Annotated in this window: 23 protein-coding genes and 1 pseudogene; 13 read left to right on the top strand and 11 right to left on the bottom strand. The window is 71.5% G+C overall.

The genetic code is table 11. The annotated features are described in order from the left end of the window. Positions 1 to 130 precede the first annotated feature (130 nt). Positions 131 to 1,288: an FAD-dependent monooxygenase gene (locus E4N62_RS43550; RefSeq protein ID WP_230223731.1), complete on the bottom strand. Its 1,158-nt coding sequence runs from the start codon at positions 1,286 to 1,288 to the stop codon at positions 131 to 133. Between the two features lie 73 nt (positions 1,289 to 1,361). Here E4N62_RS43550 and E4N62_RS43545 point away from each other — a divergent pair, with 73 nt between their 5' ends. Beyond that, positions 1,362 to 1,919, top strand: a complete 558-nt coding sequence (locus E4N62_RS43545) for a TetR/AcrR family transcriptional regulator (protein WP_230223729.1) — start codon at positions 1,362 to 1,364, stop codon at positions 1,917 to 1,919. A gap of 47 nt (positions 1,920 to 1,966) precedes the next feature. Here E4N62_RS43545 and E4N62_RS43540 read toward each other — a convergent pair whose 3' ends face one another. Then, positions 1,967 to 2,494 (bottom strand): DinB family protein, encoded by a 528-nt coding sequence (locus E4N62_RS43540; RefSeq protein ID WP_230223727.1) that lies wholly within the window; start codon positions 2,492 to 2,494, stop codon positions 1,967 to 1,969. 220 nt (positions 2,495 to 2,714) lie between these two features. On the opposite strand from E4N62_RS43540, the gene E4N62_RS43535 reads away from it, so the two are divergent. Next, a complete protein-coding gene (locus tag E4N62_RS43535; RefSeq protein WP_230223725.1) occupies positions 2,715 to 3,815 on the top strand; it encodes a MerR family transcriptional regulator in 1,101 nt (366 codons plus the stop codon). 66 nt (positions 3,816 to 3,881) lie between these two features. After that, positions 3,882 to 4,757 (top strand): hypothetical protein, encoded by an 876-nt coding sequence (locus E4N62_RS43530; protein ID WP_230223723.1) that lies wholly within the window; start codon positions 3,882 to 3,884, stop codon positions 4,755 to 4,757. A gap of 105 nt (positions 4,758 to 4,862) precedes the next feature. Here the strand turns inward: E4N62_RS43530 and E4N62_RS43525 are convergent, their stop codons facing one another. Together E4N62_RS43525 and E4N62_RS43520 are read right to left on the bottom strand one after the other, a co-directional pair. Next, a complete protein-coding gene (locus tag E4N62_RS43525) occupies positions 4,863 to 5,270 on the bottom strand; it encodes a VOC family protein (RefSeq protein WP_230223722.1) in 408 nt (135 codons plus the stop codon). 86 nt (positions 5,271 to 5,356) lie between these two features. Next, on the bottom strand, positions 5,357 to 5,629 hold the full coding sequence (locus E4N62_RS43520; protein ID WP_230223721.1) for a hypothetical protein: 273 nt from the start codon (positions 5,627 to 5,629) through the stop codon (positions 5,357 to 5,359). 93 nt (positions 5,630 to 5,722) lie between these two features. Here E4N62_RS43520 and E4N62_RS43515 point away from each other — a divergent pair, with 93 nt between their 5' ends. Beyond that, on the top strand, positions 5,723 to 7,138 hold the full coding sequence (locus E4N62_RS43515) for a VWA domain-containing protein (protein WP_230223720.1): 1,416 nt from the start codon (positions 5,723 to 5,725) through the stop codon (positions 7,136 to 7,138). 21 nt (positions 7,139 to 7,159) lie between these two features. On the opposite strand, the gene E4N62_RS43510 is transcribed toward E4N62_RS43515, so the two are convergent. After that, entirely contained in the window at positions 7,160 to 7,741 is a 582-nt protein-coding gene (locus tag E4N62_RS43510; RefSeq protein ID WP_230223719.1) for a DM13 domain-containing protein, read from the bottom strand. Between the two features lie 228 nt (positions 7,742 to 7,969). Here E4N62_RS43510 and E4N62_RS43505 point away from each other — a divergent pair, with 228 nt between their 5' ends. Further along, positions 7,970 to 8,971, top strand: coding sequence for an NAD(P)-dependent oxidoreductase (locus E4N62_RS43505; RefSeq protein ID WP_230223718.1), 1,002 nt, complete (start codon positions 7,970 to 7,972; stop codon positions 8,969 to 8,971). Between the two features lie 30 nt (positions 8,972 to 9,001). On the opposite strand, the gene E4N62_RS43500 is transcribed toward E4N62_RS43505, so the two are convergent. Continuing rightward, complete coding sequence (locus E4N62_RS43500; protein ID WP_230223717.1) at positions 9,002 to 10,114, bottom strand: sensor histidine kinase KdpD; 1,113 nt, start codon at positions 10,112 to 10,114, stop codon at positions 9,002 to 9,004. Further along, on the bottom strand, positions 10,111 to 10,872 hold the full coding sequence (locus tag E4N62_RS43495) for a response regulator transcription factor (RefSeq protein WP_230223715.1): 762 nt from the start codon (positions 10,870 to 10,872) through the stop codon (positions 10,111 to 10,113). The genes E4N62_RS43500 and E4N62_RS43495 overlap by 4 nt, the downstream gene beginning before the upstream one ends. A 115-nt stretch (positions 10,873 to 10,987) precedes the next feature. Between E4N62_RS43495 and E4N62_RS43490 the strand changes: the two genes are divergently transcribed. The 3 genes and pseudogenes from E4N62_RS43490 to E4N62_RS49965 form a co-directional block, all read left to right on the top strand. Beyond that, entirely contained in the window at positions 10,988 to 11,707 is a 720-nt protein-coding gene (locus E4N62_RS43490) for a glycosyltransferase family 2 protein (protein WP_230223772.1), read from the top strand. Next, complete coding sequence (locus tag E4N62_RS43485; protein WP_230223713.1) at positions 11,704 to 12,321, top strand: DUF2064 domain-containing protein; 618 nt, start codon at positions 11,704 to 11,706, stop codon at positions 12,319 to 12,321. Before E4N62_RS43490 ends, E4N62_RS43485 begins: the two co-directional genes overlap by 4 nt. Continuing rightward, positions 12,318 to 12,803: pseudogene (locus E4N62_RS49965) on the top strand (class I SAM-dependent methyltransferase); the annotation flags it as partial. The gene E4N62_RS43485 and the pseudogene E4N62_RS49965, both read left to right, overlap by 4 nt. Positions 12,804 to 12,943: 140 nt before the next feature. Here the strand turns inward: E4N62_RS49965 and E4N62_RS49960 are convergent. Further along, positions 12,944 to 13,474, bottom strand: coding sequence for a hypothetical protein (locus tag E4N62_RS49960; RefSeq protein ID WP_374117234.1), 531 nt, complete (start codon positions 13,472 to 13,474; stop codon positions 12,944 to 12,946). Beyond that, positions 13,474 to 14,736 (bottom strand): molybdopterin-dependent oxidoreductase, encoded by a 1,263-nt coding sequence (locus tag E4N62_RS43475; protein WP_230223710.1) that lies wholly within the window; start codon positions 14,734 to 14,736, stop codon positions 13,474 to 13,476. Before E4N62_RS43475 ends, E4N62_RS49960 begins: the two co-directional genes overlap by 1 nt. 114 nt (positions 14,737 to 14,850) lie before the next feature. On the opposite strand from E4N62_RS43475, the gene E4N62_RS43470 reads away from it, so the two are divergent. Then, positions 14,851 to 16,173 (top strand): hypothetical protein, encoded by a 1,323-nt coding sequence (locus E4N62_RS43470; protein WP_230223709.1) that lies wholly within the window; start codon positions 14,851 to 14,853, stop codon positions 16,171 to 16,173. A gap of 79 nt (positions 16,174 to 16,252) precedes the next feature. On the opposite strand, the gene E4N62_RS43465 is transcribed toward E4N62_RS43470, so the two are convergent. After that, positions 16,253 to 16,627 carry a DUF6223 family protein gene (locus E4N62_RS43465; protein ID WP_230223708.1) on the bottom strand — a complete coding sequence of 125 codons (375 nt, stop codon included), beginning with the start codon at positions 16,625 to 16,627 and terminating at the stop codon, positions 16,253 to 16,255. A 234-nt stretch (positions 16,628 to 16,861) separates the two neighbouring features. On the opposite strand from E4N62_RS43465, the gene E4N62_RS43460 reads away from it, so the two are divergent. Continuing rightward, positions 16,862 to 17,989 carry a sensor histidine kinase gene (locus E4N62_RS43460; RefSeq protein WP_230223707.1) on the top strand — a complete coding sequence of 376 codons (1,128 nt, stop codon included), beginning with the start codon at positions 16,862 to 16,864 and terminating at the stop codon, positions 17,987 to 17,989. Continuing rightward, on the top strand, positions 17,986 to 18,666 hold the full coding sequence (locus E4N62_RS43455) for a response regulator transcription factor (protein ID WP_230223706.1): 681 nt from the start codon (positions 17,986 to 17,988) through the stop codon (positions 18,664 to 18,666). The genes E4N62_RS43460 and E4N62_RS43455 overlap by 4 nt, the downstream gene beginning before the upstream one ends. Before the next feature lie 264 nt (positions 18,667 to 18,930). On the opposite strand, the gene E4N62_RS43450 is transcribed toward E4N62_RS43455, so the two are convergent. Next, positions 18,931 to 19,896, bottom strand: a complete 966-nt coding sequence (locus E4N62_RS43450) for an ankyrin repeat domain-containing protein (protein ID WP_230223705.1) — start codon at positions 19,894 to 19,896, stop codon at positions 18,931 to 18,933. A 642-nt stretch (positions 19,897 to 20,538) separates the two neighbouring features. Between E4N62_RS43450 and E4N62_RS43445 the strand changes: the two genes are divergently transcribed. Both E4N62_RS43445 and E4N62_RS43440 read left to right on the top strand, forming a co-directional pair. Beyond that, positions 20,539 to 20,835 carry a DUF1778 domain-containing protein gene (locus tag E4N62_RS43445; protein WP_230223703.1) on the top strand — a complete coding sequence of 99 codons (297 nt, stop codon included), beginning with the start codon at positions 20,539 to 20,541 and terminating at the stop codon, positions 20,833 to 20,835. Next, a complete protein-coding gene (locus tag E4N62_RS43440; RefSeq protein WP_230223702.1) occupies positions 20,832 to 21,215 on the top strand; it encodes a fic family toxin-antitoxin system, toxin component in 384 nt (127 codons plus the stop codon). Before E4N62_RS43445 ends, E4N62_RS43440 begins: the two co-directional genes overlap by 4 nt. Positions 21,216 to 21,283: the final 68 nt, after the last annotated feature.

Genomic DNA, 21,283 nt, shown 5'->3' with positions numbered 1-21,283 from the left:
ACAGAGCCCTGTCCCGGCCGGTCTCGCCGCCGACGACGTCGCGCTCGCACCGGTCGGCAACGGAAGATCCGCGGGAAGCAGGACCTCGTTCCTGTGAACCTGCGGTGGCGGCGACGGGGCACGAATCGGATCAGTTCAGCCGAGCCGGGACCCAGGCGTGGTGCCGAAGGATCATGCGGGTCGCGAGGTGGGAGGGTGTCCACCGCATAGCCGTGTTGCGCAGGGTGACGGCCAGCGGGTGGGAGAGCTGCTGGCCCATCCGCCCGGCTCGCCGGGCGGCGCGCGCCACCGCCTGGCTGCGCGGCCGACGCTCGGCGTCGTAGCGGGCGAGCGCGGCGTCGACGGTGGGCTCGGTGGCGAGCGCGGCGGCCAGGGTGACCGCGTCCTCCAGCGTCTGACAGGCGCCCTGTCCGAGGTTGGGGGTCATGGCGTGTGCCGCGTCACCGAGCAGTGCGATCCGGCCGACCGTGTACGAGGGCAGCGGCGTGCGGATTTCATTGACGTCGTGATGCAGTACGGCTGCGGGTCGCGTCGCGTCGAACAGCGCGGGGATCGGGTCGTGCCAGGTGCGGAACCGCCGGCGCAGTTCCGCCAGCGGGTCGGCGAACCGCGTTCCGGCGGGCAGGTCGAGGACGGCGTGCCACTCGGCCCGTCCGTCCCGAAACGCGATGTGCCCGAACTCGGCCCCCCGCCCCCACGTCAGCTCGAAGTCGGTGGGCAGTTCGACCGCCTGCTCAGTGATGGCCCGCAGCACTGTCGAGCCGCTGTAGACCGGGCCGGGGTGGGCTGGGAAGAGAAGACTGCGCACCTTGCTGCCAATGCCGTCGGCCGCCACCACCAGATCGGCATCCAGGACCGTCTCGCCGCAGCCGACTCGAACCGTCCCGGGGCGGATCTGTCGGAACGAGTCGGCCTCGGAGCCGATCAGCAGTCGCTCGGCGGGCAGGGCCTCGCGAAGCAGCCGGTGCAAAGTGGAGCGAGGGATGCCCATGATCGGCGTACCCACCGCCTTCTCCAGCACCGCGCCGTCCATCCGGGCCAGCCAACGGCCCTCAGGCGTGCGGGTGCCGCCTCTGTACTGGCCGCGCGAGGCATCCCGTACCGCCTCGCCGACGCCGAGTTCGTCAAGTGCCCGCACTCCGTTGGCCGCCAGTGAAATGCCCGCCCCCGCGTCCTCGAGCAGGCACGCACGCTCGACGACCGTCACGTCCCATCCGATGCGGCGCAGGCCGATCGCGGCGGCCAGCCCGCCGATGCCCCCTCCGACCACCACTGCCGTGCTACCCATTCCGGAAGCCCCCTCCTTCTACACCTGTAGAAGGACCACCCTAGCTGGGGCTCTACAGGTGTAGAAAGGAGCCATGGCTTCGGATCGGCGCACCCTCCTCGCGGACGCGGCTCTCGACGTCCTCGCCGACGAAGGGATCCGCGGCCTCACCCACCGGGCGGTCGACCACAAGGCGGCTCTGCCGCCCGGCACCACGTCGGCGTACTTTCGCACCCGGGCCGCGCTGCTCAGCGGACTCGTCACTCGCCTCGTCCAACTCGACCAGGAGGAACTGCAATCGATGGCCGAGCAGCTCCCGCCCATCCGTACGGTCGAGGAACTGGTGGACGGCATGGTGTTGCTCACCCGGCAGCGACTCACCGGCGAGGGCCGCCGCCGCTCGCTCGCCCGCTATGCCTGTGCGGTCGAGAGCGTGCGGGACCCCGAACTGCGCGAGATCCTCGTGCCCCGCGAGAACGCCGGCCGCGAGGCCGTCCGGTTGTTCCTGGCCGATCAGGGCGTGGCGGACGCAGAGAACCGCACACACACCCTCCTGACCTGCATCGACGGGCTGGTCTTCGACCGGCTGGTGAGCGGCGGCGAAGTGCCGCGCGAGCCCCTCGAAGGTATTGTCGCCGCCGCCCTGCGTTAGAGGGCGTTGCAGCGCTGACGCGGTACTCGCGACCGCGCCAACACGTCTCATGCGCCGGTGAGTCCGTCGACCTGCTCGCGAATGAGATCAGCATGACCACTGTGACGTGCGTATTCCTCGATCATGTGCACCATGATCCAGCGCAGGGAGACCCCCTGATCGCCGACGAAGCCCGCTTCCTGTTCGGACAGGCGACCGGAATCGTCCAGCGATGCGCCAGCGATCAGCTCACGGCCTCGGGCGATCTCGGCTCGCCAGACAGCCGTAGCTTCGTCGAGCCCTCGGTCCGGGCGAAGCGCATAGCCGTCTACGTTGATCTCGCCGAAGACCGGCGGCATGTCCTGACCCGCGAATACGCGCTGGAACCAGTTGCGTTCCACCTCTGCCGCGTGCTGCACGAGGCCGAGCAGCGTGATCGACGAGGGTGACGCTGCGGCAAGCCGTAATTGATCGTCCTTGAGGCCCGAACACTTCAGGGCGAGAGTCGCACGGTGAAAGTCCAGCCATGCCTCCAGCATGACGCGCTCGTCAGCACGCGCGGGTGGGATGGGCCGTCCGTCCGGTGTCGTTTTCATCGGCACACCATGGCAGCGACAACCGCGCCCCACGACCACTTTCGCTTGCACCGAACACGCATCCCCAAGGCTTCCCCCACGTTCACAACCACGGCACGGCCACCACGCTCGTCGGCTGTCCCACCTGAGCGAGGAAGGACAAAGGGAAGGGGAAGGGGAAGGGGACGAGGTTGACCCTCGACATGGTCGAGGCACCAGAGTCCTGGGTGTGGAGAGCGAGATGCACAGCATTGGAGAAATGGCCCGGGACAGCGGGCTCGGGGTGAGTGCCCTGCGGTTCTACGACCGTGCCGGCGTGCTGGTCCCCGCTTGGGTGGACCCGGTGAGCGGATACCGCTGGTACGCACCCGAACAGCTCGAAGAGGCCCGGCTCCTTGGCCGGTTGCGTCGGGCGGGCATGCCGCTGGCCGACATCCGGCTCGTCCTGGCCGGCTGGGGCGGCGCGGACACGGAACTGGTGCGCGGTCTTCTGCAGGCACACCTGCGCCGTCTCGAATCGAGGCTGTCCGATGCCCGTAGCGAGTTCTCCACACTCCGAGCCCTACTCGACCACAGGGAGACAGCCTCCATGACCTTGCTTCACACCACCGCCGCCGCCCGGTTCTCCGTGCCCGCGCCGGATGTGGCCGCCGCGTTGGACGCGGTCCGTTTCGCGGCCGGTACCGACGCGGAGCTGCCGATGCTCGGCGGGATCCTGTTCGACATCGAGGGAGAACTGCTCCACCTCGTGGCCACCGATCGCTACCGCATGGCGCTCGCGCGAACACGTACGACCGGGCACGGCGGGCCCCGGACGCAGGTGGTCGTACCTCTGCCGCTCGCCGACGCGATGCGGGCCCTGCTGACCGGCGAGGAGCCAGCCGAACTCATCGTGGACGGTGACCGGGTGACGCTCGAGACCGGGGACCGGCAGGCGGCAGGGCAGAGTCTCGGGGGCGAGTTCCCCGACTACCGCCGCCTCGTCCACCTCCCCGCCGGTCGCCGGGCCCGCGTCGGGGCAGTGGCCTTCCGCCAGGCCCTGGAGACCGGCCCGGTCCGCGCGGGCGAGACGCGTGAGCAGGACAGCGAGCCGTACGACCTGAGCGTGCTCCGGGTCGCGGAGAACGGGACCGTGATCGTCTGCGACGACAGTGACGACGACCCGAACAACGTTGCCGTCAACCGCGATTTCCTGCTGGACGCGCTCACCGCCGGGGCCCGGGACGAGCTGATCCTGGAGCTGGGCGCGCCCACGGCACCGCTCGCGATCCGCCGGCCCGACGACGAGCACGCCTTCTCGCTGCTGATGCCGGTTCGTCTGGAGGACCAGATGTCGGCGTGACGGGCCACGGTTCGTCGTGCGCCCGCCCTGTTCACCGTGGTCGCCTGCGTCGTGTTCGTCACGGTCGTGGCCGTCGCCGCCGCCCGGCCCGCGTACTCGCGTCGGCCGGTCGTCCGGGTCTGGGCGGAGGCCATGCGAATTCACGTGACAGTTGCGGACCAGCTCGGCGATCATCGGCCGATGACCACGGGACCGGACATTCTCCGTCTGAGCATCGTTTGCCCTCCACCCGACGAGGGTCTCGTGGAGGTTCGCCCGATCGTCAATGGCCGGGATCTTCTGGCCGAGGTGGTCCCCGGTGGCGTCGGAGGCTCCCGGTACCTGGGCGCAGGCCCCAGGCATCTGCTGGGCCAGGACGGGCTGTTGCACGCCACTGCGACGCCCCACGAGGTTCGTCTCGCCTGGTCCGGGTGCGGCGTGGAGGAGTGCTGTGGCGCGCTGTACGTGACGGTCACGCGTGACGGCGATCATGTTGTCTGGGCGGGCTGGCGCGATCCGTCCAACGAGGACGTCGACCTGCCGGAGCTTCGGTTCACCGCGGATCAGTACGAGGCCGAGATGCTGCGCGCCGGAGAGGACCGCAGTTGGGAGTGGCCGGCAGGAGCGGTTGCGCGGCTGCTCGAGGCAGGGCTGAGGAGACACGAGGACTGGCTCGTCAGGTGGGACTGCGCGTTGGAAGGCGTCTGGGCCTCCCGCAAGGAGCCCGATCGCATCCACGTCGTGTTGCTGCATCCCCGTGACCGGGCTGATGCCGATCTGCCCTGGCTTCAGTTCGGGATGACCCTCCCCATCTCCTCGGATCCCCCCTCGGACCAAGCCGAGCACCTCGAAGGGCGACTGACCGCCGGCGATCCCCGTGCCGCCGCCGAAGTCTGGGGCGGCTCGCACGATGCCGAGCAACTGGGATATCCATGGCCGCCGGTCGACCCGCTGTCCGTGTGAGGGGCTGGGAGAGGCCGGGGGACCTGCCCCGCGGTACGAGAGGTGGCGTCGGCGGGCGGGCGGAAGCCGGGGTGGCGGCCCGGGCAGGCCGGGGCAGCCTGGACCTCATTCTGCTGGTGTCCCGTGCAGCTGGCGGCCACCCGGCCAGGCACCCGCGTCAGCAGCCCTGAACAGGCAGAACGGATGACCCACCGGGTCGAACAGCACCCGCACAGCATCCTGGGGCTGGACGTCCGCCAGGGTCGCCCCCAGGGCAACAGCGTGCTCGACGGCCGAGGACAGATCGTTCACCTCGATGTCCAGATGCATCATCATCTGCTGTTCGGACCGTGTGGCAGGCCAATGCGGCCGGATGAAGAGCGGCTCCGTCTGGAACGACAATCCGGCACCGCCGTCCGGCGGCGCGATCTCGACCCAGTCTCGTTCGTCCCTCCGAAGCGGCCACCCGAGCAGGCCCTGGTAGAACCGCGCCAACGCGCGCGCGTCCGGTGCGTCAAGGGTGGTCGCTGCCAACGTGAAGCGCGGTTGAGACCTCATGCAGTGCGGCTACCCGGTTCCGCCGCCGACAGTTCCGTCCGTTCCACCGAGTGGCGCGGTCGTCAGGGGCTGTCGCCGCCCCAGTCCCAGCGGGACGGATCGCCCGGGCGCGGGTCGTACAGGGCCCGCCCGCCAGGGCCGAACTGCCCGAGCTCCGTGGCGAGGGAGACACCGTGGTCGATCTCCTCCGGCCTCCAGCCGGTGATGTCGAGCAGCAATCCGTCCAGCGGCCCGCCCACCAGTTCGGCGTAGCTACGCCCGGGCTTCGGGCCCGGGTGGTCGTGGTCCGCTCCGTAGATGCGGCCGCGCATCAGCTGCTCATCCTCACTGTTCATACGGTTCAGCTTCTCAGCCACCACCGACAACGAGGCCGGTGCAGTTGTGCGGCGCACGGTCCCGGGGCCGGGTTCTTGGGACAGACTGTGCGCATGACAGCGACATCGATGGCCAAGGGCGGCAACCTTCCCGTCGCCGCCACGGCGGTACAGGTAGAGCTCGGCTGGTCCGGGGGCGTCGGTGCGCCGGACGCCGACGCCTCGGCGCTGTTGCTCCGTGCCGACGGGCGGGTGAGGGACGACGGGGACTTCGTCTTCTACAACCAGCCCCAGCACGCCTCGGGTGCCGTGCGTCATCTGGGGAAACAGCGGACCGGTGGCGGTACGACGGACACCGTCGGGGTGGATCTGGGGGCCCTGGAGCCGGAGATCGAGCGGGTCGTTCTCGGTGCTTCAGCGGACGGTGGCACCTTCGGCCAGTTGTCCGGTCTGCGGCTTCGGCTGCTCGACGCCGGGACGGGTGAGGAGCTGGCGGTGTTCGAGATGGAGGCAACGACGGAGACCGCGTTCATCGGCGGAGAACTGTATCGGCGGGCCGGTCGGTGGAAGTTCCGCGCGGTGGGGCAGGGGTACGCGTCCGGACTCGCAGGGCTGGCCACCGACTTCGGGATCACCGTGGACGAAGAGGCAGGCGCCACCGCCTCGACGGCTTCCACCGTCCCCACACCCACCCCTGCCGTCCCGAGCACCCCACCCCACGCCGGCCCTCCCATCCCGCCCCGGTCCCCGGCGGCCCCGGCCCCGCGTCTGGTCAAGGGCGAGGAGCAGCTGCCGTTGGACATGCGCAAGCGGCTCTCCCTGCGCAAGGAGCAGATAGCCGTCAGCCTGCGCAAGCACGGGGCGGAGGGAGTGACCGCACGGGTCATCCTGGTCCTGGACGCCTCCGGGTCGATGTCCTTCCTGTACTCGAAGGGCGTCGTGGCCGACGTCGTGGAGCGGATGGCGGCCGTGGCCGCCCAGCTCGACGACGACGGTGAGATGCAGGCGTGGACGTTCGCGTCGAACCCGGCCCGGCTCCCGGACCTCGCCCTGGGCGACCTGCCGGAGTGGCTGCGGCGTCATGTCCGGGTCGGTGAACTGACGTTGTTCCGGCGCAAGAAGCCCCAGAAAGGTCTGCTGCCGGGCCAGGTGGACATGCGCGCGGTCGGCATCCAGAACGAGGAACAGAAGGTGATCGCCGAAGTGCGGGCGTACGTGCGTGAACACCCGGCGGCCGCCCCCACGCTGGTCCTCTTCTTCTCCGACGGCGGTGTCTACCGGAACAAGGAGATCGAGGCCGAACTGCGGGCAGCCGTGGACGAACCGGTCTTCTGGCAGTTCGTCGGGCTGGGCCGCTCCGACTACGGGGTGCTGGAACGGTTCGACACCTTGCCCGGCCGCCGCGTCGACAACGTGGGATTCTTCGCCGTCGACGACATCAGCCGCGTACCGGATGCCGAGCTGTACGACCGGCTGCTGTCCGAGTTCCCTTCATGGATACGCGAGGCTCGACGGCTGAACATCATCTGAGTCGGCGCCCGGAAGACCGGGTCACGTGGCTGTGAGGGCTGCGGCGCCGAAGGAGACGTCGAAACGGTCGCACCAGACGGTGACGCTGGTGTACCGCGAGGGGTCGACATCGTCGGGCAGGGGGTAGTTCTGGCTTCCCTTGTTGCCCTTGAGCTTGCCGAGGCTGACGTACGCGCCGTCGTCGAAGACGTGCCAGCCGGCCCGGCCCTCCTTGACCGGGGCGTCGGTCAGCCACACGCGCAGGTCGGGGCCGTTGCTGGTGTCGAGCTGCTCCAGCCGGATCACGTGGGTGCCGTCGGCCAGCCGTACGAGCTTCACGGTGCCCGTGGTCGGGTGTTCGTGGCTGATCAGCCCGCCGCTCGCCACCGTCACAGGTCCGCTCGGCGCGGAGGGGGAGGACGACGCTCCCGCGTTCGTGTCCGGCTTCGTCCCGGGGGTCGAGGAGGCTTCCACGACCGGGCCCGGCAGGGACTCCGTCACCGTCTGGTCCTGCCAGAGCTTCCACGGCTGGAACCAGTACAACCCGGCGGCCACGCCCACGCACATGACCGTCACCGCCGCCAGCCCGGCGATCAGTCGCCTTCTCGGCCTGCGCCGCCTCATGCCGATCCCGCTTCCTGTCTGATGTGTTGTCCGTGTCGTTCGTGTCGTTCGTGTCATCACGTTCCCCATCCAACGCCGTGCGCGGTCCTCCTGCCCCGGCTCCGCCGATGACGAAATCCTTACGTCTGCCTGGTCGGCATCCTGTCGGCTTGTCGTCACCTTACAGAAGCGTGACGTGCCGGGCGTGGCCCTGGGGCTCGGCGGGTGATCGCTTCTAGCGTGGGCGGCATGCGAGTACTGGTCACCGGCGGTGCCGGATTCATCGGGTCCCATGTCGTCGACGCGCTGGCAGAACACGGGCACGAACCCGTCGTGTTCGACACGGCGGTGGACGCGGGCGCGGACGTCCGGGACGGGAAGGCCGTGGCCCGCGCGCTGAACGGTGTGGACGCGGTGTGTCATCAGGCGGCGATGGTCGGTCTCGGCACCGGGTTCGCCGATGCCCCGGAGTACGTCTCCCGCAACGACCTGGGGACGGCCGTCCTCCTCGCCGCCATGGCGGACGCGGGTGTACGGCGGCTCGTGCTGGCGGGGTCGATGGTGGTGTACGGGGAGGGACGGTACGAATGCGAGCGGCACGGGGTGGTGCGGCCGGGTCCGAGGATCCGGGCCGATCTCGCGGCCGGACGTTTCGAGCCTCTGTGCCCGGAGTGCGGGGCCGAGTTGTCGCCGGGCCTGGTCGGGGAGAACGCGCCGGTCGACCCGCGCAACGTGTACGCGACGACGAAGCTGGCCCAGGAGCATCTGGCGACGGCCTGGGCCCGGACGACAGGCGGGGCTGCCGTGTCGCTGCGGTACCACAACGTCTACGGGCCCCGGATGCCGCGCGACACTCCCTATGCGGGGGTCGCCTCGTTCTTCCGGTCCGCGCTCGCGCGCGGCGAGGCTCCCCGGGTGTTCGAGGACGGCTGTCAGCGGCGGGACTTCGTCCATGTCCGGGATGTGGCGGCGGCCAATGTGGCGGCGCTGGAGGCTGATACGGCCGAGGGCTCGCTGGTCGCGTACAACACCGGGAGCGGCGAGCCGCACACCGTCGGGGAGATGGCGCGGGCGCTGGCCGCCGCGTACGGCGGGCCTGAGCCGGTGGTCACCGGCGAGTATCGGCTGGGGGACGTGCGGCACATCACCGCCGACTCACGACGGCTGCGGGCCGAGCTGGGATGGAAGCCGGGGGTCGGGTTCGCGGAGGGGATGCGGGAGTTCGCGCGGGCCGGGATGCGGGGTTCGTAGCCCCTTCTGGACCGGTGGTGCTGTCCGTGTTCAGGAAGCGGCCGCGGGCAGCACCACCTCGAAGCGGCAGCCGCCGGGGATGTTGCGTACGGAGGCGTGCCCTCGGTGGGCCTCCACGATCCCCCGGACGATGGCCAGACCCAGGCCCGCTCCGGCCTGGGGTGTGCGGGAGTGGGTGCCGCGCCAGCCGGTGTCGAAGACGCGCGGCAGGTCGTCCTCGGCGATGCCGCCGCAGCCGTCGGAGACGGAGAGCACCACGCCGTCGGGGGACCGTTCGGCGGCCACCGCGACCGTGCCGTCGGCCGGGGTCCGGCGGATGGCGTTGACCAGCAGGTTGGCGAGGACGCGGCTCATCTCCCTGCCGTCGACCTCGACCGGCACGGGTTCGACGCGCGCGCCGACGAGCCGGACGCCGTGTTCGCGGGCGAGCGGGTCGGCGCCCGCCAGGGCATCGCCGACGAGGTCGTACAGGGACATGCGGGAGAGGGAGAGCGTCAGGCTGCCCGCGTGGATGCGGGAGAGTTCGAAGAGGTCGCCGACCATGGCGTCCAGGCTTTCGACCTCCGTACGGATCTGCTTCAGGTAGCGGTGGGGGTCGGCTGCGACCCCGTCCTCCAGGGCCTCGGCCATCGCGCGCAGTCCCGCCAGGGGGGTGCGCAGGTCGTGGGAGATCCAGGCGACGAGTTCACGTCGGGAGGACTCCAGGGCGCGTTCGCGTTCCCTGGACGCGGCGAGCTTGGCGCTCGTGGCGGCCAACTCGGTGCTGAGTGCGGCGAGTTCCGCCGTGGCCGGGCCTTCGGGGGCCGTGAAGTCGCCGCCGTCGCCGAAGGACCGCGCGGCGATCTGGAGGGCGCGGCTGCGGGCGACGACCCAACGGCCGAGGAGCAGCGCGGTGGCCAGTGAGACGACGGCGGCCATGGCGACGACGGTGGTGACGACGCTCAGGTCGTGCGGGGAGAGGAACATGGCCCAGGCGACGGCGAGGGTGCCGGCGAGCATGGAGGCCACCGCGACGGCGGCAACCACGGTGAGCGACGCGGTGAGCGAGCGGCGGCGCAGCGGCCACAGCGCGAGCGCGCCCAGCAGTCCGGCCGCGCAGGCACCCAGGAACGCGTACAGGGCGATGAGCACGTTGGCGGTCATCGCCAGTCCTTCCGGTTTTCGAAGGAGGCGTGCGGTCCGTCGCCGACGACGGGTGTGCGCATGGGGTCGAAGCGGTAGCCGACGCCCCAGACCGTCTGGATCAGCCGGGGCCGTGCCGGATCGTCCTCGATCTTGCCGCGCAGTCGGCGGACGTGGACGGTGACCGTGGACAGGTCGCCGAAGTCCCAGCCCCATACCTCGCGCATCAGGTCCTCCCGGCTGTGGGCGCGGCCCGGGTTGCGGAGGAAGTAGGCGAGGAGGTCGAACTCCCTTAGTGTCAGGGCGAGTTCGGCACCGTCGCGGGTGGCGCGGCGGCCCACCGGGTCGAGGGAGAGGCCGGCCGAGCTCAGCAGGCGGGTGTCCGGGGCGGGTCGTGCGCGGCGCAGTACGGACTCGACGCGCAGGACCAGTTCGCGCGGGCTGAACGGTTTGGTCACGTAGTCGTCGGCGCCGACCTCCAGGCCCAGGATGCGGTCGTCCTCGTCGCCGCGCGCGGTGAGCATGATGACCGGTACCGGGCCCCGGGTCCGCAGCAGACGGCACACCTCCAGGCCGTCCATGCCGGGCAGCATCAGGTCCAGCACGACCAGGTCGGGCCAGTGCGCCGCGGCGGCGGCCAGCGCGGCGGGACCGTCCTCGGCGCGGTCCACCGTGTGTCCGGCGCGGTCGAGGTACCCGGTGACGACCTCGGCGACCGTGGGGTCGTCGTCCACGACCAGGACGCGCGCGGCCGCCGGCCCGCTCGGTTTCTGTTCCATGCGGCCAGCCTCGCACCTCGTCGGGGGTGTGGAGAGTGCAGACGGTGCGAAGGGCTGTCGACGTCCGCGTTTCGTAAGGACGCCATGCCCGATAGGAGAACTTTGTTCTCGTAGGCTGAAAGCTGTGACTACCTCCTCTCCCCCGCCTTCGGGCGTCGATGTCGTGCTGCCCTGCCTGGACGAGGCGGAGGCCCTGCCCTGGGTGCTGGCCCGGATCCCGGCCGGGTGGCGCGCTCTGGTCGTGGACAACGGCTCGACCGACGGGTCGGCGGACATCGCGCGAGGGTTGGGCGCGAGCGTGATCCACGAGGCGCGCCGCGGCTTCGGTGCCGCCTGCCACGCGGGGCTGACCGCCGCCACGGCCGACATCGTGTGCTTCTGCGACTGCGACGCCTCCCTCGATCCTTCGCTCCTCGTCCCCTTCGTCGACGAAGTGGCGTACGGCCGGGCCGACTTGGTGCTCGGCAGACGACGGCCGCAGGGCCGGGGAGCCTGGCCAGCGCACGCCCGGGCCGGCAATCTGGCGCTCGCCCGGATGCTGCGCCGCCGTACGGGACTGCCTCTGCGCGACCTGGGCCCGCTGCGCGCCGCCCGCCGCGAACCGCTCCTCGCCCTCGGGCTGACCGACCGGCGCAGCGGCTATCCGCTGCAGATGGTGGTGCGCGCCGCAGACGCGGGCTGGCGCGTCACGGAGCACGACGTGCCGTACCTGCCGCGCTCGGGGGCTTCGAAGGTGACCGGTACCTGGCGTGGCACCTGGCAGGCGGTACGCGACATGAACCGCGTCCTGAACGAAGCACCGGCGTCGGTCGAGGCGGGAGCGGTCCGCCGATGACCACGCTCCTCGTCATCGCCAAGGAACCGAGGCCGGGCCGGGTGAAGACCCGGCTCACCCCGCCCTTCACCCCGGACGAGGCGGCGGCGCTGGCCGAGGCCGCCCTCGTGGACACCCTGCGTGCCGTGGCCGCGGCCCCCGCGGAGCGGCGAGTCCTGGTCCTGGCCGGTGAGCCGGGCCCCTGGCTGCCGCCCGGCTTCGACGTCGTACCGCAGCAGGGCGGAGGGCTGGACGAGAGGCTCGCCGCCGCGTTCGCCGGCTGCGACGGCCCCGCCCTGCTCATCGGCATGGACACCCCGCAGGTCACGCCGGACCTGCTGACCGTGGAACTCGCCGGACACGACGCGTACTTCGGTCCGGCCGAGGACGGCGGCTTCTGGGCGCTCGGGCTCGCCGAGCCGAATCCCGCTCTGCTGCGCGGGGTGCCCATGTCGACGCCCCTCACCGGCGCGGTCCAGCGCGCCCGGATGGTCTCCGCCGGTCTACGGGTCCACGACCTTCCGGTCCTGCGGGACGTCGACACGGCCGCCGACGCCGAAGCCGTCGCCGCGCTCGCGCCGCACAGCCGGTTCGCGGCGGAACTGTCCCGGCTGCGAGCGGTCAGCGCCCGATGAGCGGGCCGTGGCAGGACACCATGCGGCGGCCGGACTGGTCCTCGGATCCCTATGCCGACGCCCTGCGCTCCGGTCGCGGACCGCTCTTCCTGCGCCGGGGGGACGGCTGGCTGCTGCCCCTGGAGGTGGAGCGGTGGTGCGCCCGCGCCGACGCGGTGGACCTCGAGGCCCTGAAACGGTGCGAGGGAGCCGTCCTCGACGTGGGGTGCGGCCCGGGGCGGCTGGTCGCCGAACTCGCCGCCCGGGGGCGGCCCGTGCTCGGCATCGACATCAGCGGGGCGGCCGTCGCCCACACCCGGCGGCTCGGAGGCCAGGCCCTCACCCGCTCGGTGTTCGAGCCGCTGCCCGGCGAGGGCCGCTGGGACACCACCCTGCTCCTCGACGGCAACCTCGGCATCGGCGGCGACCCGTCCGCCCTCCTGCGCCGGACGGCCGAACTACTGTGCCCTGGAGGCCTGTTGATCGCAGAGACGGTGCCGATGGACGTGGACGAGCGTGCCGAGGTCCGCCTCGTGAGCGGGGTCGAGACGGGCGGGGAAGGCGAGTCCGCGTTCCCCTGGGCCCGCCTTGGCACACCCGCACTGCTGCGGTACGCCCGCCCGCACGGCTGGCGCGCCTGTGATCAGTGGACGGCGGGCGGTCGCTCCTTCGTCGCCCTGCGCACCCGCAGTGCCAGCAGCAGCGCCGAACTGCCGAAGAGCAGGGCTGTGATCAGCAACCAGCGGCCGAGGAAGTCGTCGGCCGGCCTCCCGGTCGCGGACGCGTAACGCTCCGTCACCCGCCCGCTGATCAGCGGAAACCACACCAGCAGAAGCAGACCGGAGAGGGCCGCGGGCACACGCACGTACGCGGCCCTCCCCTGCCTCCCCGACGGCACGGGCGGCGTCCCCACCCGGTGAGCGGCCGTGGCCGTCGCGCGGACGAGCGCACGGTCCGCCGCCGCGTACAGCGGCGCCAGGACCAGGTCGTGGACGACCGCGAGCCCGACGAACCACAGCGCGACGCCGAACCAGTCGTCCGCGAGCAGTCGCACCCCCGCGTACCCGGCGAGCGTGAACGAGCAAGCCAAAAGCAGCAGTTGAAAAGGGCTGCCCAGCGGCAGACGGTACTTCCCCAGGCCCAGCGGCAGATGGTACTTCCGGTACTTCCCCATCACAGTTCTCCGAACGTCATCCGGGCCACCCACTTGGTGTTGAGCACACCGGGCGCGGCAGGCACGATGATCCGCGCCGGATAGCCGTGGTCGGGGGACAACGGCTCACCGTTGACACCCAGGGCGAGCAGGGAGCGCGGGTCGCGGACCTGGTTGGCCCGCAGAGCGGCCCGGCGGAAGGCACCGCGCCGCTGGAGGGACTCCACCAGGACATCGGGGGCCGTCCCGGCCTCGTATCCGACGAGCGCGGCGAGGTCGTCCAGTCGTACGCCCCGCCACCACTGGTCGGAGGTGGACCAGCCCTCGACACAGGCGATCGGCAGCGCCGCACTGTGCTGGGGCAGCTCCAGCAACTCGGCGCGGCTCAGTCGGACGGTTCCTGAAGGCCCCGTGACGACCAGTCGCCACGCCTCCTCGCTCGTCTCGGCCGCGCTGATCCCCCTCGACAGGGCCGTCTTGTTGATCTGGAATCCGTTCGGCCCGCTGCCCGGCTCGGCGCCACCGTGCGGGGCGAGGACGGCCGTACGCCGCAGCGGCCCGTCGAAGTTCTGTCCCACGGTCGTGGCGAGGAGCAGCAGCGAGCCGCCGCCGACCAGCCCGAGGGCACCTCGCCGCGACACGGTGGGCTCGGCCGGGTTCGGGGAGACCAGCGACGGCTCCTCCGACGACACCGGAGGCGGGACGGCTTCCTCTTCGCCCGCCCGCATCCGGCGCAGGTTGCGAACGGCGGTCGGCGCCCTCAGCACCACGTGCACCGTGAACGCCGCGAAGAACACCCACGCTCCGTAGAAGTGCAGCGGATAGAAGGAACCGGGGAAGACGTAGTCGAGCTGGACGTTCAGCACTCCGGTCACGAACTCGAACAGCACGCCGCCGACCAGCATCAGCAGCGAGATCCGTTCCAGGGCATGGGCCCAGGACCGCACCGGAGGCAGCTGGAACAGCCTCGGCAGCACCGACCACAGTTTGGCCAGCAGGATCGGGACCAGGGCGATCCCGAGCGTGACGTGGACGCCTTGCGTGAGCCGGTACAGCCAGTGCGGGTCCGTCGGCCAGGGGAACAGATAGAAGCCGAGAACGCCCTTGTCCGGGGTCTTGTCGTTCACCGGCGACAGACCAGGGTTGTAGGCGGCGTACGACAGCAGCCCGGTCACGAACAGCACGGTGATCCCGGCGAGCAGGACCACACCGAGGACGGAGGTGAACCAGGGGCCGCGCAGCGGGCTGCGCCAGAAGGCGGGGGAGGAAGGCAACCGTTCCATGCTCAGACGCTAGGCCCGGACCCCCGGTGAGTGGGCGCGCGACTCATGACGAAACGCTGACGTCCGCGCCTGTCGGGCGGGCACCGGCACTTCTCCGGCCTAACGTCTCGAGGCGTGAACCGTGATCACCGCCGCGACCTTTACGCCGTCGTCGCCGCCGCCCTGCTCGTCGTGACGGCCGCTGTGGTCGGCATAGCCATCAAACGTGCCGAGGACGTCCTGCACGTCGGATGGCCACCCCTGTACGCCAACTGGCTGCCCCACACCGGCCCCGGCACGCCCGCCGCGATCACCGTCGCCGTCATCGTCGTGGCGTACGGCCCGGCGCTGGCCGCCCGGCTGCCCTGGCGGCCCCTGCTGTGGGCCGTGTGGGCCACAGCCACGGCCTGGACGTTCTCCCTCGCCCTCGTCGACGGCTGGCACCGCGGCATCGCCCGCCGGTTGACGACCAGGTACGAGTACCTCCAGGTCATCGACCGCTTCGACGACATCCACGCCGCCCTGCGGAGCTTCACCGACCACATCCTGCTCGGCACCGCCGACCACTGGCCCCCTCATGTCGCCGGGCATCCTCCGGGGGCCACCCTCACCTTCGTCCTCCTCGACCGGATCGGCCTGGGCGGCGGAGGCTGGGCCGGTGTCCTCGTCATCACCGCCGGGGCGACCGGCGCGATCGCGGTCCTCGTCACCGTACGGGCGCTGGCGAGCGAGGCACTGGCACGCCGCGCGGCCCCCTTCCTCGTCCTGGCCCCGGCGGCGGTTTGGGCGGGCACCTCGGCCGACGGGTACTTCGCGGCGGTCGCCGCCTGGGCCGTGGCCTTCCTCGCCCTGGCGGTGACGGGGCACCGGCCACGGGCGACCGCCTTCGCCGCCGGGCTCCTCCTCGGCCTCACGCTCTATCTGTCGTACGGCCTCACCCTGTTCGCCGTGATGGCCGCCACCGTCCTGCTGCTCGGCTCCCGACGGCTGCCGATCCTCCCGTACGTGCTCGCCGGACTCACCGTCGTCCCGCTCGCGTTCACCATGGCGGGCTTCAACTGGTGGGAGGCGTACCACCTGTTGGTCGAGCGCTACCACCAGGGTGCGGGCGGCTTCCGTCCGTACGGCTACTGGGTGTGGGCCAATCTCGCCTGCACGGTCCTCGTCGTCGGCCCGGCCACGGTGGCAGGCCTGCGGCGCACGGGCGCGCTCCTCGCGCGGTGGCACGCTTCGCCCGGGGTCGAGCGCCGCCTCGGACTGCTGCTGTGCGCGGCCCTGCTCATGCTGCTCGCCGCCGATCTGTCCGGGATGAGCAAGGCGGAGACGGAACGGATCTGGCTGCCGTTCGCGCTGTGGCTGCCGGCCGCGTGCGCCGTCCTCGACCGCCCCCGGGCCTGGCTGACCGCGCAGGCGACGCTGGGCCTGCTCCTCAACCACCTGCTGCTGACGGGCTGGTGAGGTGGCATCGTCCTTGGCTTCGGCGAGCGGAGGCCCTTTGCCCTTCGGCCGCGTACTCGTCGTGACCGGGTGGTGGTGGTCAGGCGGGCGTCCGATCGGCGGGCCGGGCGGCGCGCCGGCAGCGGGTCAGGGCCCGGCGGCCGAGGAGCACCGCGCCCAGCCCCAGCGGGAGGGCCACGACGGCGCCGACGAGTCCGTTGCCGGTTCCGGGGCCGCCGTCGGCGGTGGCCAGGTGCAGCAGCGCGAGCACCGTGCCGAGCGTTCCCGTCGCGACGGCCGCCGCCCCGGCGGTGCGCGCGTTGCCGACACCGCTCCCGCGGCCGGCGCGAGCCAGGGCCAGCCAGCCGATGGCCAGACCGATCGCTCCCACTCCGAGAGCCAGGTTGGCCCCCGTCCGCCCGTCGCCGATGATCCCGCCCTCGGCGGCCGCCGTCAGTACCGCTGTAGCCCTCATACCGCATCTCCTCCTGTTTCCGCGTCGCCGCTCGCGACGTTCGTGACCCTGGAGAGCATGCGCGCCGGCCCTCCTGGCGGTCGTCCGGCAGACGCAGGCACTTCCCGGTGCCGCCGCCGTGGCATCCGGATACCGCGGTGGCGGCAGGCTGGGGTCACATACCGCACACGCGGTAGGCCACCGCTCCTCCCCCAGCCGGACCCGCCCACCGCCGCGTCCGGCTACGGTGCACGCATGGACAAAGGACGGTTCGCTGTCCCCGTCGCAGTCACCGACTGGGCGACCGCCCTGGGCGTGGCCGCACTGCTGCTGGGCACCGGGCTGTCCGGGCCGCACCCGTCCGGAGGGCGCGAGGTGCTCGGGTCCGTGCTGCTGGCGGCCGGCGGGTTGTCGCTGGCCGCGCGCCGCCGGGCACCGCTCGTGGTCCTGGGCTTCACCGGGCTGTGCGCGGTGGGTTACCTGGGGGCCGGGTTCGAGGCGCTCGCCGTCTCCTACCTGGTCGCGGTCTACGGCGCGGTGCGCGCCGGGCATCGTGCCGTCACGCTGGCTGTCTCCGTCGGTCTGCTGGCCGCGCTCCACCTCACGGCCCTGCTCCTGCACCACGGGCCGGTGCGCGAGGTCGTGACGCAGGCCCGGAACACCCTTGAACTCGCCTGGCTGATCGCAGCCTTCGCCGCCGGGGAGGCGGTGCGGCAGGCCGAACGGCGGGCGGACGAGGCCGAGCGCACCCGCGAGGAGACCGCGCGCCACCGGGCGGACGAGGAGCGGCTGCGCATCGCCCGGGAGCTGCACGACTCGCTCACCCACCAGATCTCGGTCATCAAGGTGCAGTCCGAGGTCGCCGTCCACGTGGCCAGGCGCCGGGGCGAGGAGGTGCCACAGGCCCTCCTGGCGATCCAGGAAGCCGGCCGGGAGGCGACCCGGGAGCTGCGCGCGACCCTGGAGGCGCTGCGCGACGACGACACCACCCCGCCGCCCGGACTCGACCACGTGCCCAACCTGGTGAAACAGTTCCAAAACACCGGCCTGGAGACGACATTGACGATCGAGGGACAACCGCACACCGTGCCTGCCCCGGTGAGCCGCACCGCCTACCGGATCGTGCAGGAATCGCTCACCAACGTCACCCGGCACGCCGCCGCCACCGCCGCCTCGGTCCTCATCGACTACCGGCCGGACGCCCTCACCATCCGCGTCGACGACAACGGAAAAGCCACCTCGCACCGCACCCCGACACCAGGGCTCGGGATGCTCGGGATGCGCGAACGCGTCACGGCCCTGGGCGGCCGCCTGCGGACCGAGCCGCGCGGCGCGGGCGGCTTCACCGTCCAGGCCGAACTCCCCACGAACGGAGCCTCGTGATCCGGGTCCTGCTGGTCGACGACCAGCCGCTCATCCGCAGCGGCTTCCGCGCGCTGCTCGACCTCGAGGACGACATCGAGGTGGTGGCCGAGGCCGCCGACGGCCAGGAGGGTCTCGCGCTCGTCGAGCGACTGCGGCCCGACGTCGCGCTCGTCGACATCCAGATGCCCACCATGGACGGCATCGAGGCGACCCGACGCATCGCCGCGGACCCGGCCCTGGCCGACGTACACGTGGTCATGCTGACCAACTACGGCATGGACGAGTACGTCTTCGACGCGCTGCGCGCCGGAGCCGCCGGGTTCCTGGTCAAGGACATCCTGCCCGAGGACTTCCTGCACGCCGTACGGGTCGCCGCCCGGGGCGACGCCCTCCTGGCGCCGGCCATCACCCGCAAACTCATCGACCGATACGTCACTCTGCCCCTGCCCGCCCGCACCGGCAGCGGCAGCGGCAGCGGCAGCGGGCTGGAGGCTCTGACCAGCCGCGAACGCGAGGCGGTCGCGCTGGCCGCACACGGCCTGTCCAACGACGAGATCGCCGATCGCCTGGTCATCAGTCCGGCGACCGCCAAGACCCACATCAACCGGGCCATGACCAAACTCCACGCCCGCGACCGCGCCCAACTCGTGGTCCTCGCCTACGAATCAGGCCTGGTCACTCCACGCGGCGCCTGACCCCCACACACCGAAGCGACCAGGCAGCCGGCCCCGACCTGCCGCTCATCGCCTGGTAGGCCCCGGCGACATATGCGACCTACTGCCTGGGCGTCCGGGACCGGCTCGGTCCCGGACACCCGTGGCGCCGCTGATCAGTCCGCACCGACGGCGGGCCACGTCACTCCGCCGACCAGTCCCTCGCTTCGACCGGAACACCCTCGCTGATCAGGGGTTCCACCGTCACCCCTTGCTCGAACCACTCGCCCGCCTCAACACGCCCGGTCAGCTACTCCAGTAGTCGCGGCGCGGCAGTTCGACCCACAGATCGGGCGGCCCGACGACGGCGCGCCGGTCGGTCAGGCGCAGTCCCGCGAAGGCGCAGGCGTAGGCGACGGCGCTGTGCGCGTAGAGGTACGAGGCCAGCACCTCCGCGGCGGAGTCGTCCTCGTGCGGTCCTCCGCCGGGATGCAGGTCCGAGCCCTCGATCGTTCCGTCCCGGGCGACACTGCCCTGGTTGCCGCTCTTGGGATTGGCGTAGAGGCCGTAGCAGACCGTGCCGACGGACAACCGGGTCAGCACGCCCGGCATCTGTGGCGCGTATCCCCAGGGCTGGGTGACGACGCACCCGCCCGGCACGGACGTCACGCCGATGATGTGCAGGCTCTCGTCCATGTCGTAGGCGTAGGGCTCCTCCAGGAACTCGTCCAGCTCAGCGAGGAGTTCGCCGTTCACCGGCGTCGCCTGAAGACGGCGCACCGCCTCGTCCTCGCCGATACCGGCCACACAGGCCAGCCCCGTCCCGTCGTAGTAGAAGTCGCCCAGCGCTTTGGTGAGCCGGTCGGCCTCCTGCGCTGCCGCCCGCTCGGTGTCGGTCAGAGCCGTTCCTTCCGGCACCGGGAACAACTCGGGCGTCGGTCCGGCCAGGCTCAGTCGCCCCGGGGACCAGCCACCGAGGGACAGCCGCCAGGGATCGGCCCCAGCGGCGGCCAGCACACGTGCGTTGTCCGCTTTCCTGGACAGCACCGCTTCCCACAGCGCCGTCACCCCGTCCTCCAGCGCGTCGACGTCCGCGACCCGGCGGGCCAGTTCCGCGACGGCCTCCGGGGAGCCGAACACCGCCGCCCGGTGCAGGGGCAGGCCCCCGCTCCATCTCTCCGGGTCGGCTCCTTGGTCGAGACGTCGGCGAATGTCGTCGGCATCCGACCAGTCCCAGCCCATGCCGGCCCATCCCCCACTTTCCGCTGCCACCGCTCCCCCTCGAACACGTCGCACGTCCTGGCTCCGCTTCGCCATGCTCTCCCCCCAGGCACCGTGCGAACGGCACGGCCGCGTGTCCGCTCGGGGCCCCGCACACCGTCCTGGCTCGCTGACCGGACTCTACCGTCGGCGAAAGCGCCGAGGGCACGGCGACTGGCATGCCCGGTTGGCGCTCGACGCCCGAACAAGCCGCTCCATAGAGCGGCATGACGGTGTGACAGCTACTGAGGAGCCGATCAGGGAGTGGGCGCCTGCCAGTTGGGGGCGCCGCCCCTGTTGTCGGGAGACGGCAGGCCTCTCGGGGACAAGGGCGCGGTGCCGAAGTAGGAGCCCTGTTGTCCCTGACTCTGCGCGCGCTCGGGAACGACCCTCTCGGGAAAGTGCGGTTCCAACATGCGGTGTACACGGTCGGCTTCGTCGCGCGCCCGGGCGGGGATGTCGCCCCTCTCGGCGACAAGGCGACTGTAAATCGGGGTTTCCAGCGATATGACTGGCTGTGTTGACATGCCGAAACCCTACGGTGCGGCGCTGACATCGCGGTCCACCCCTCCCGATTGGCGGCGGTCCGTCGGTATCGGTGCCGGTGCCGGTGGTCTTGGACGGCCAGGCGGTATCGCAGGTACCGTAGATACCATGTCCGACCCCAAAGCGATGAGCCTCCGCTTCCCCGACCCGGAGCAGCGGTCCGCCATCGCGGCAGCCGCGAAGCAGGCCGGGGTCAGCATGCAGGAGTTCATCCTTTCGGCGGCCTACGACCGTGCGACCGCCGTGGAGCGCCGGTTCCTGGAAGGCTTCAGCGCCTCCATGGCCCGTAGCGGCGCGGCTTTCGCGGCCGAGCACAGCACCATGGATCCCGGTGCCGAGCGGCGGGCGGCCGAGCGGCAGGCGCAGCAGGAGCTCGATCAGCAGGAGCGGGGTCACGTAGCGTGACCCCATCGGAACCTGTCGCGCTCGACGTCACTTTCCTGCTGCACGCCGCCGAGCTTCTCGGCGGTGATCCGCAGGTCGACGACTTCGGGCCGCTCTACGCCGCGGTCGCCCGGGTCAACGCGCGGGCGCTGGAGCGGGACATCTACGGATCCCTGTATCTCAAGGCCGCCGCGCTGCTGCAGACCCTGGCGAAGCTGCCGTCCCTCGAACACTCCAACGAAGCCTTCGCCTGGCACGCGACCGAGGCCTACCTGACGCTCAACTCCCGCGAACTCGACTACCCGCCCAAGGCGGCCGTCGCCCTCGTACGCGACGCGGCCGCCGGAACACTCGGCGTTGCCCGGATCGCCCGGCAGCTGCGCGACTGGCGCATCACTTGACCCGCCTCGGACCTTCCGGGCCTTGCGGTTCCTGGCCTGTCCGGGCGGCGGGAGTCGGCCTGCGGTGC

This window comes from Streptomyces sp. MNU76, assembly GCF_020982545.1.
In the GTDB taxonomy this organism is placed as follows: domain Bacteria; phylum Actinomycetota; class Actinomycetes; order Streptomycetales; family Streptomycetaceae; genus Streptomyces.
This window is presented reverse-complemented; position numbering and strand designations above follow the sequence as displayed.

Coding starts and splice junctions, on each gene's coding strand:
- E4N62_RS43550 (WP_230223731.1), bottom strand. CDS start 1,288: ATGGGTAGCACGGCAGTGGTGGTCGGAGGGGGCATCGGCGGGCTGGCC.
- E4N62_RS43545 (WP_230223729.1), top strand. CDS start 1,362: ATGGCTTCGGATCGGCGCACCCTCCTCGCGGACGCGGCTCTCGACGTC.
- E4N62_RS43540 (WP_230223727.1), bottom strand. CDS start 2,494: ATGAAAACGACACCGGACGGACGGCCCATCCCACCCGCGCGTGCTGAC.
- E4N62_RS43535 (WP_230223725.1), top strand. CDS start 2,715: ATGCACAGCATTGGAGAAATGGCCCGGGACAGCGGGCTCGGGGTGAGT.
- E4N62_RS43520 (WP_230223721.1), bottom strand. CDS start 5,629: ATGAACAGTGAGGATGAGCAGCTGATGCGCGGCCGCATCTACGGAGCG.
- E4N62_RS43515 (WP_230223720.1), top strand. CDS start 5,723: ATGACAGCGACATCGATGGCCAAGGGCGGCAACCTTCCCGTCGCCGCC.
- E4N62_RS43510 (WP_230223719.1), bottom strand. CDS start 7,741: ATGAGGCGGCGCAGGCCGAGAAGGCGACTGATCGCCGGGCTGGCGGCG.
- E4N62_RS43505 (WP_230223718.1), top strand. CDS start 7,970: ATGCGAGTACTGGTCACCGGCGGTGCCGGATTCATCGGGTCCCATGTC.
- E4N62_RS43500 (WP_230223717.1), bottom strand. CDS start 10,114: ATGACCGCCAACGTGCTCATCGCCCTGTACGCGTTCCTGGGTGCCTGC.
- E4N62_RS43495 (WP_230223715.1), bottom strand. CDS start 10,872: ATGGAACAGAAACCGAGCGGGCCGGCGGCCGCGCGCGTCCTGGTCGTG.
- E4N62_RS43485 (WP_230223713.1), top strand. CDS start 11,704: ATGACCACGCTCCTCGTCATCGCCAAGGAACCGAGGCCGGGCCGGGTG.
- E4N62_RS49960 (WP_374117234.1), bottom strand. CDS start 13,474: ATGGGGAAGTACCGGAAGTACCATCTGCCGCTGGGCCTGGGGAAGTAC.
- E4N62_RS43475 (WP_230223710.1), bottom strand. CDS start 14,736: ATGGAACGGTTGCCTTCCTCCCCCGCCTTCTGGCGCAGCCCGCTGCGC.
- E4N62_RS43465 (WP_230223708.1), bottom strand. CDS start 16,627: ATGAGGGCTACAGCGGTACTGACGGCGGCCGCCGAGGGCGGGATCATC.
- E4N62_RS43460 (WP_230223707.1), top strand. CDS start 16,862: ATGGACAAAGGACGGTTCGCTGTCCCCGTCGCAGTCACCGACTGGGCG.
- E4N62_RS43445 (WP_230223703.1), top strand. CDS start 20,539: ATGTCCGACCCCAAAGCGATGAGCCTCCGCTTCCCCGACCCGGAGCAG.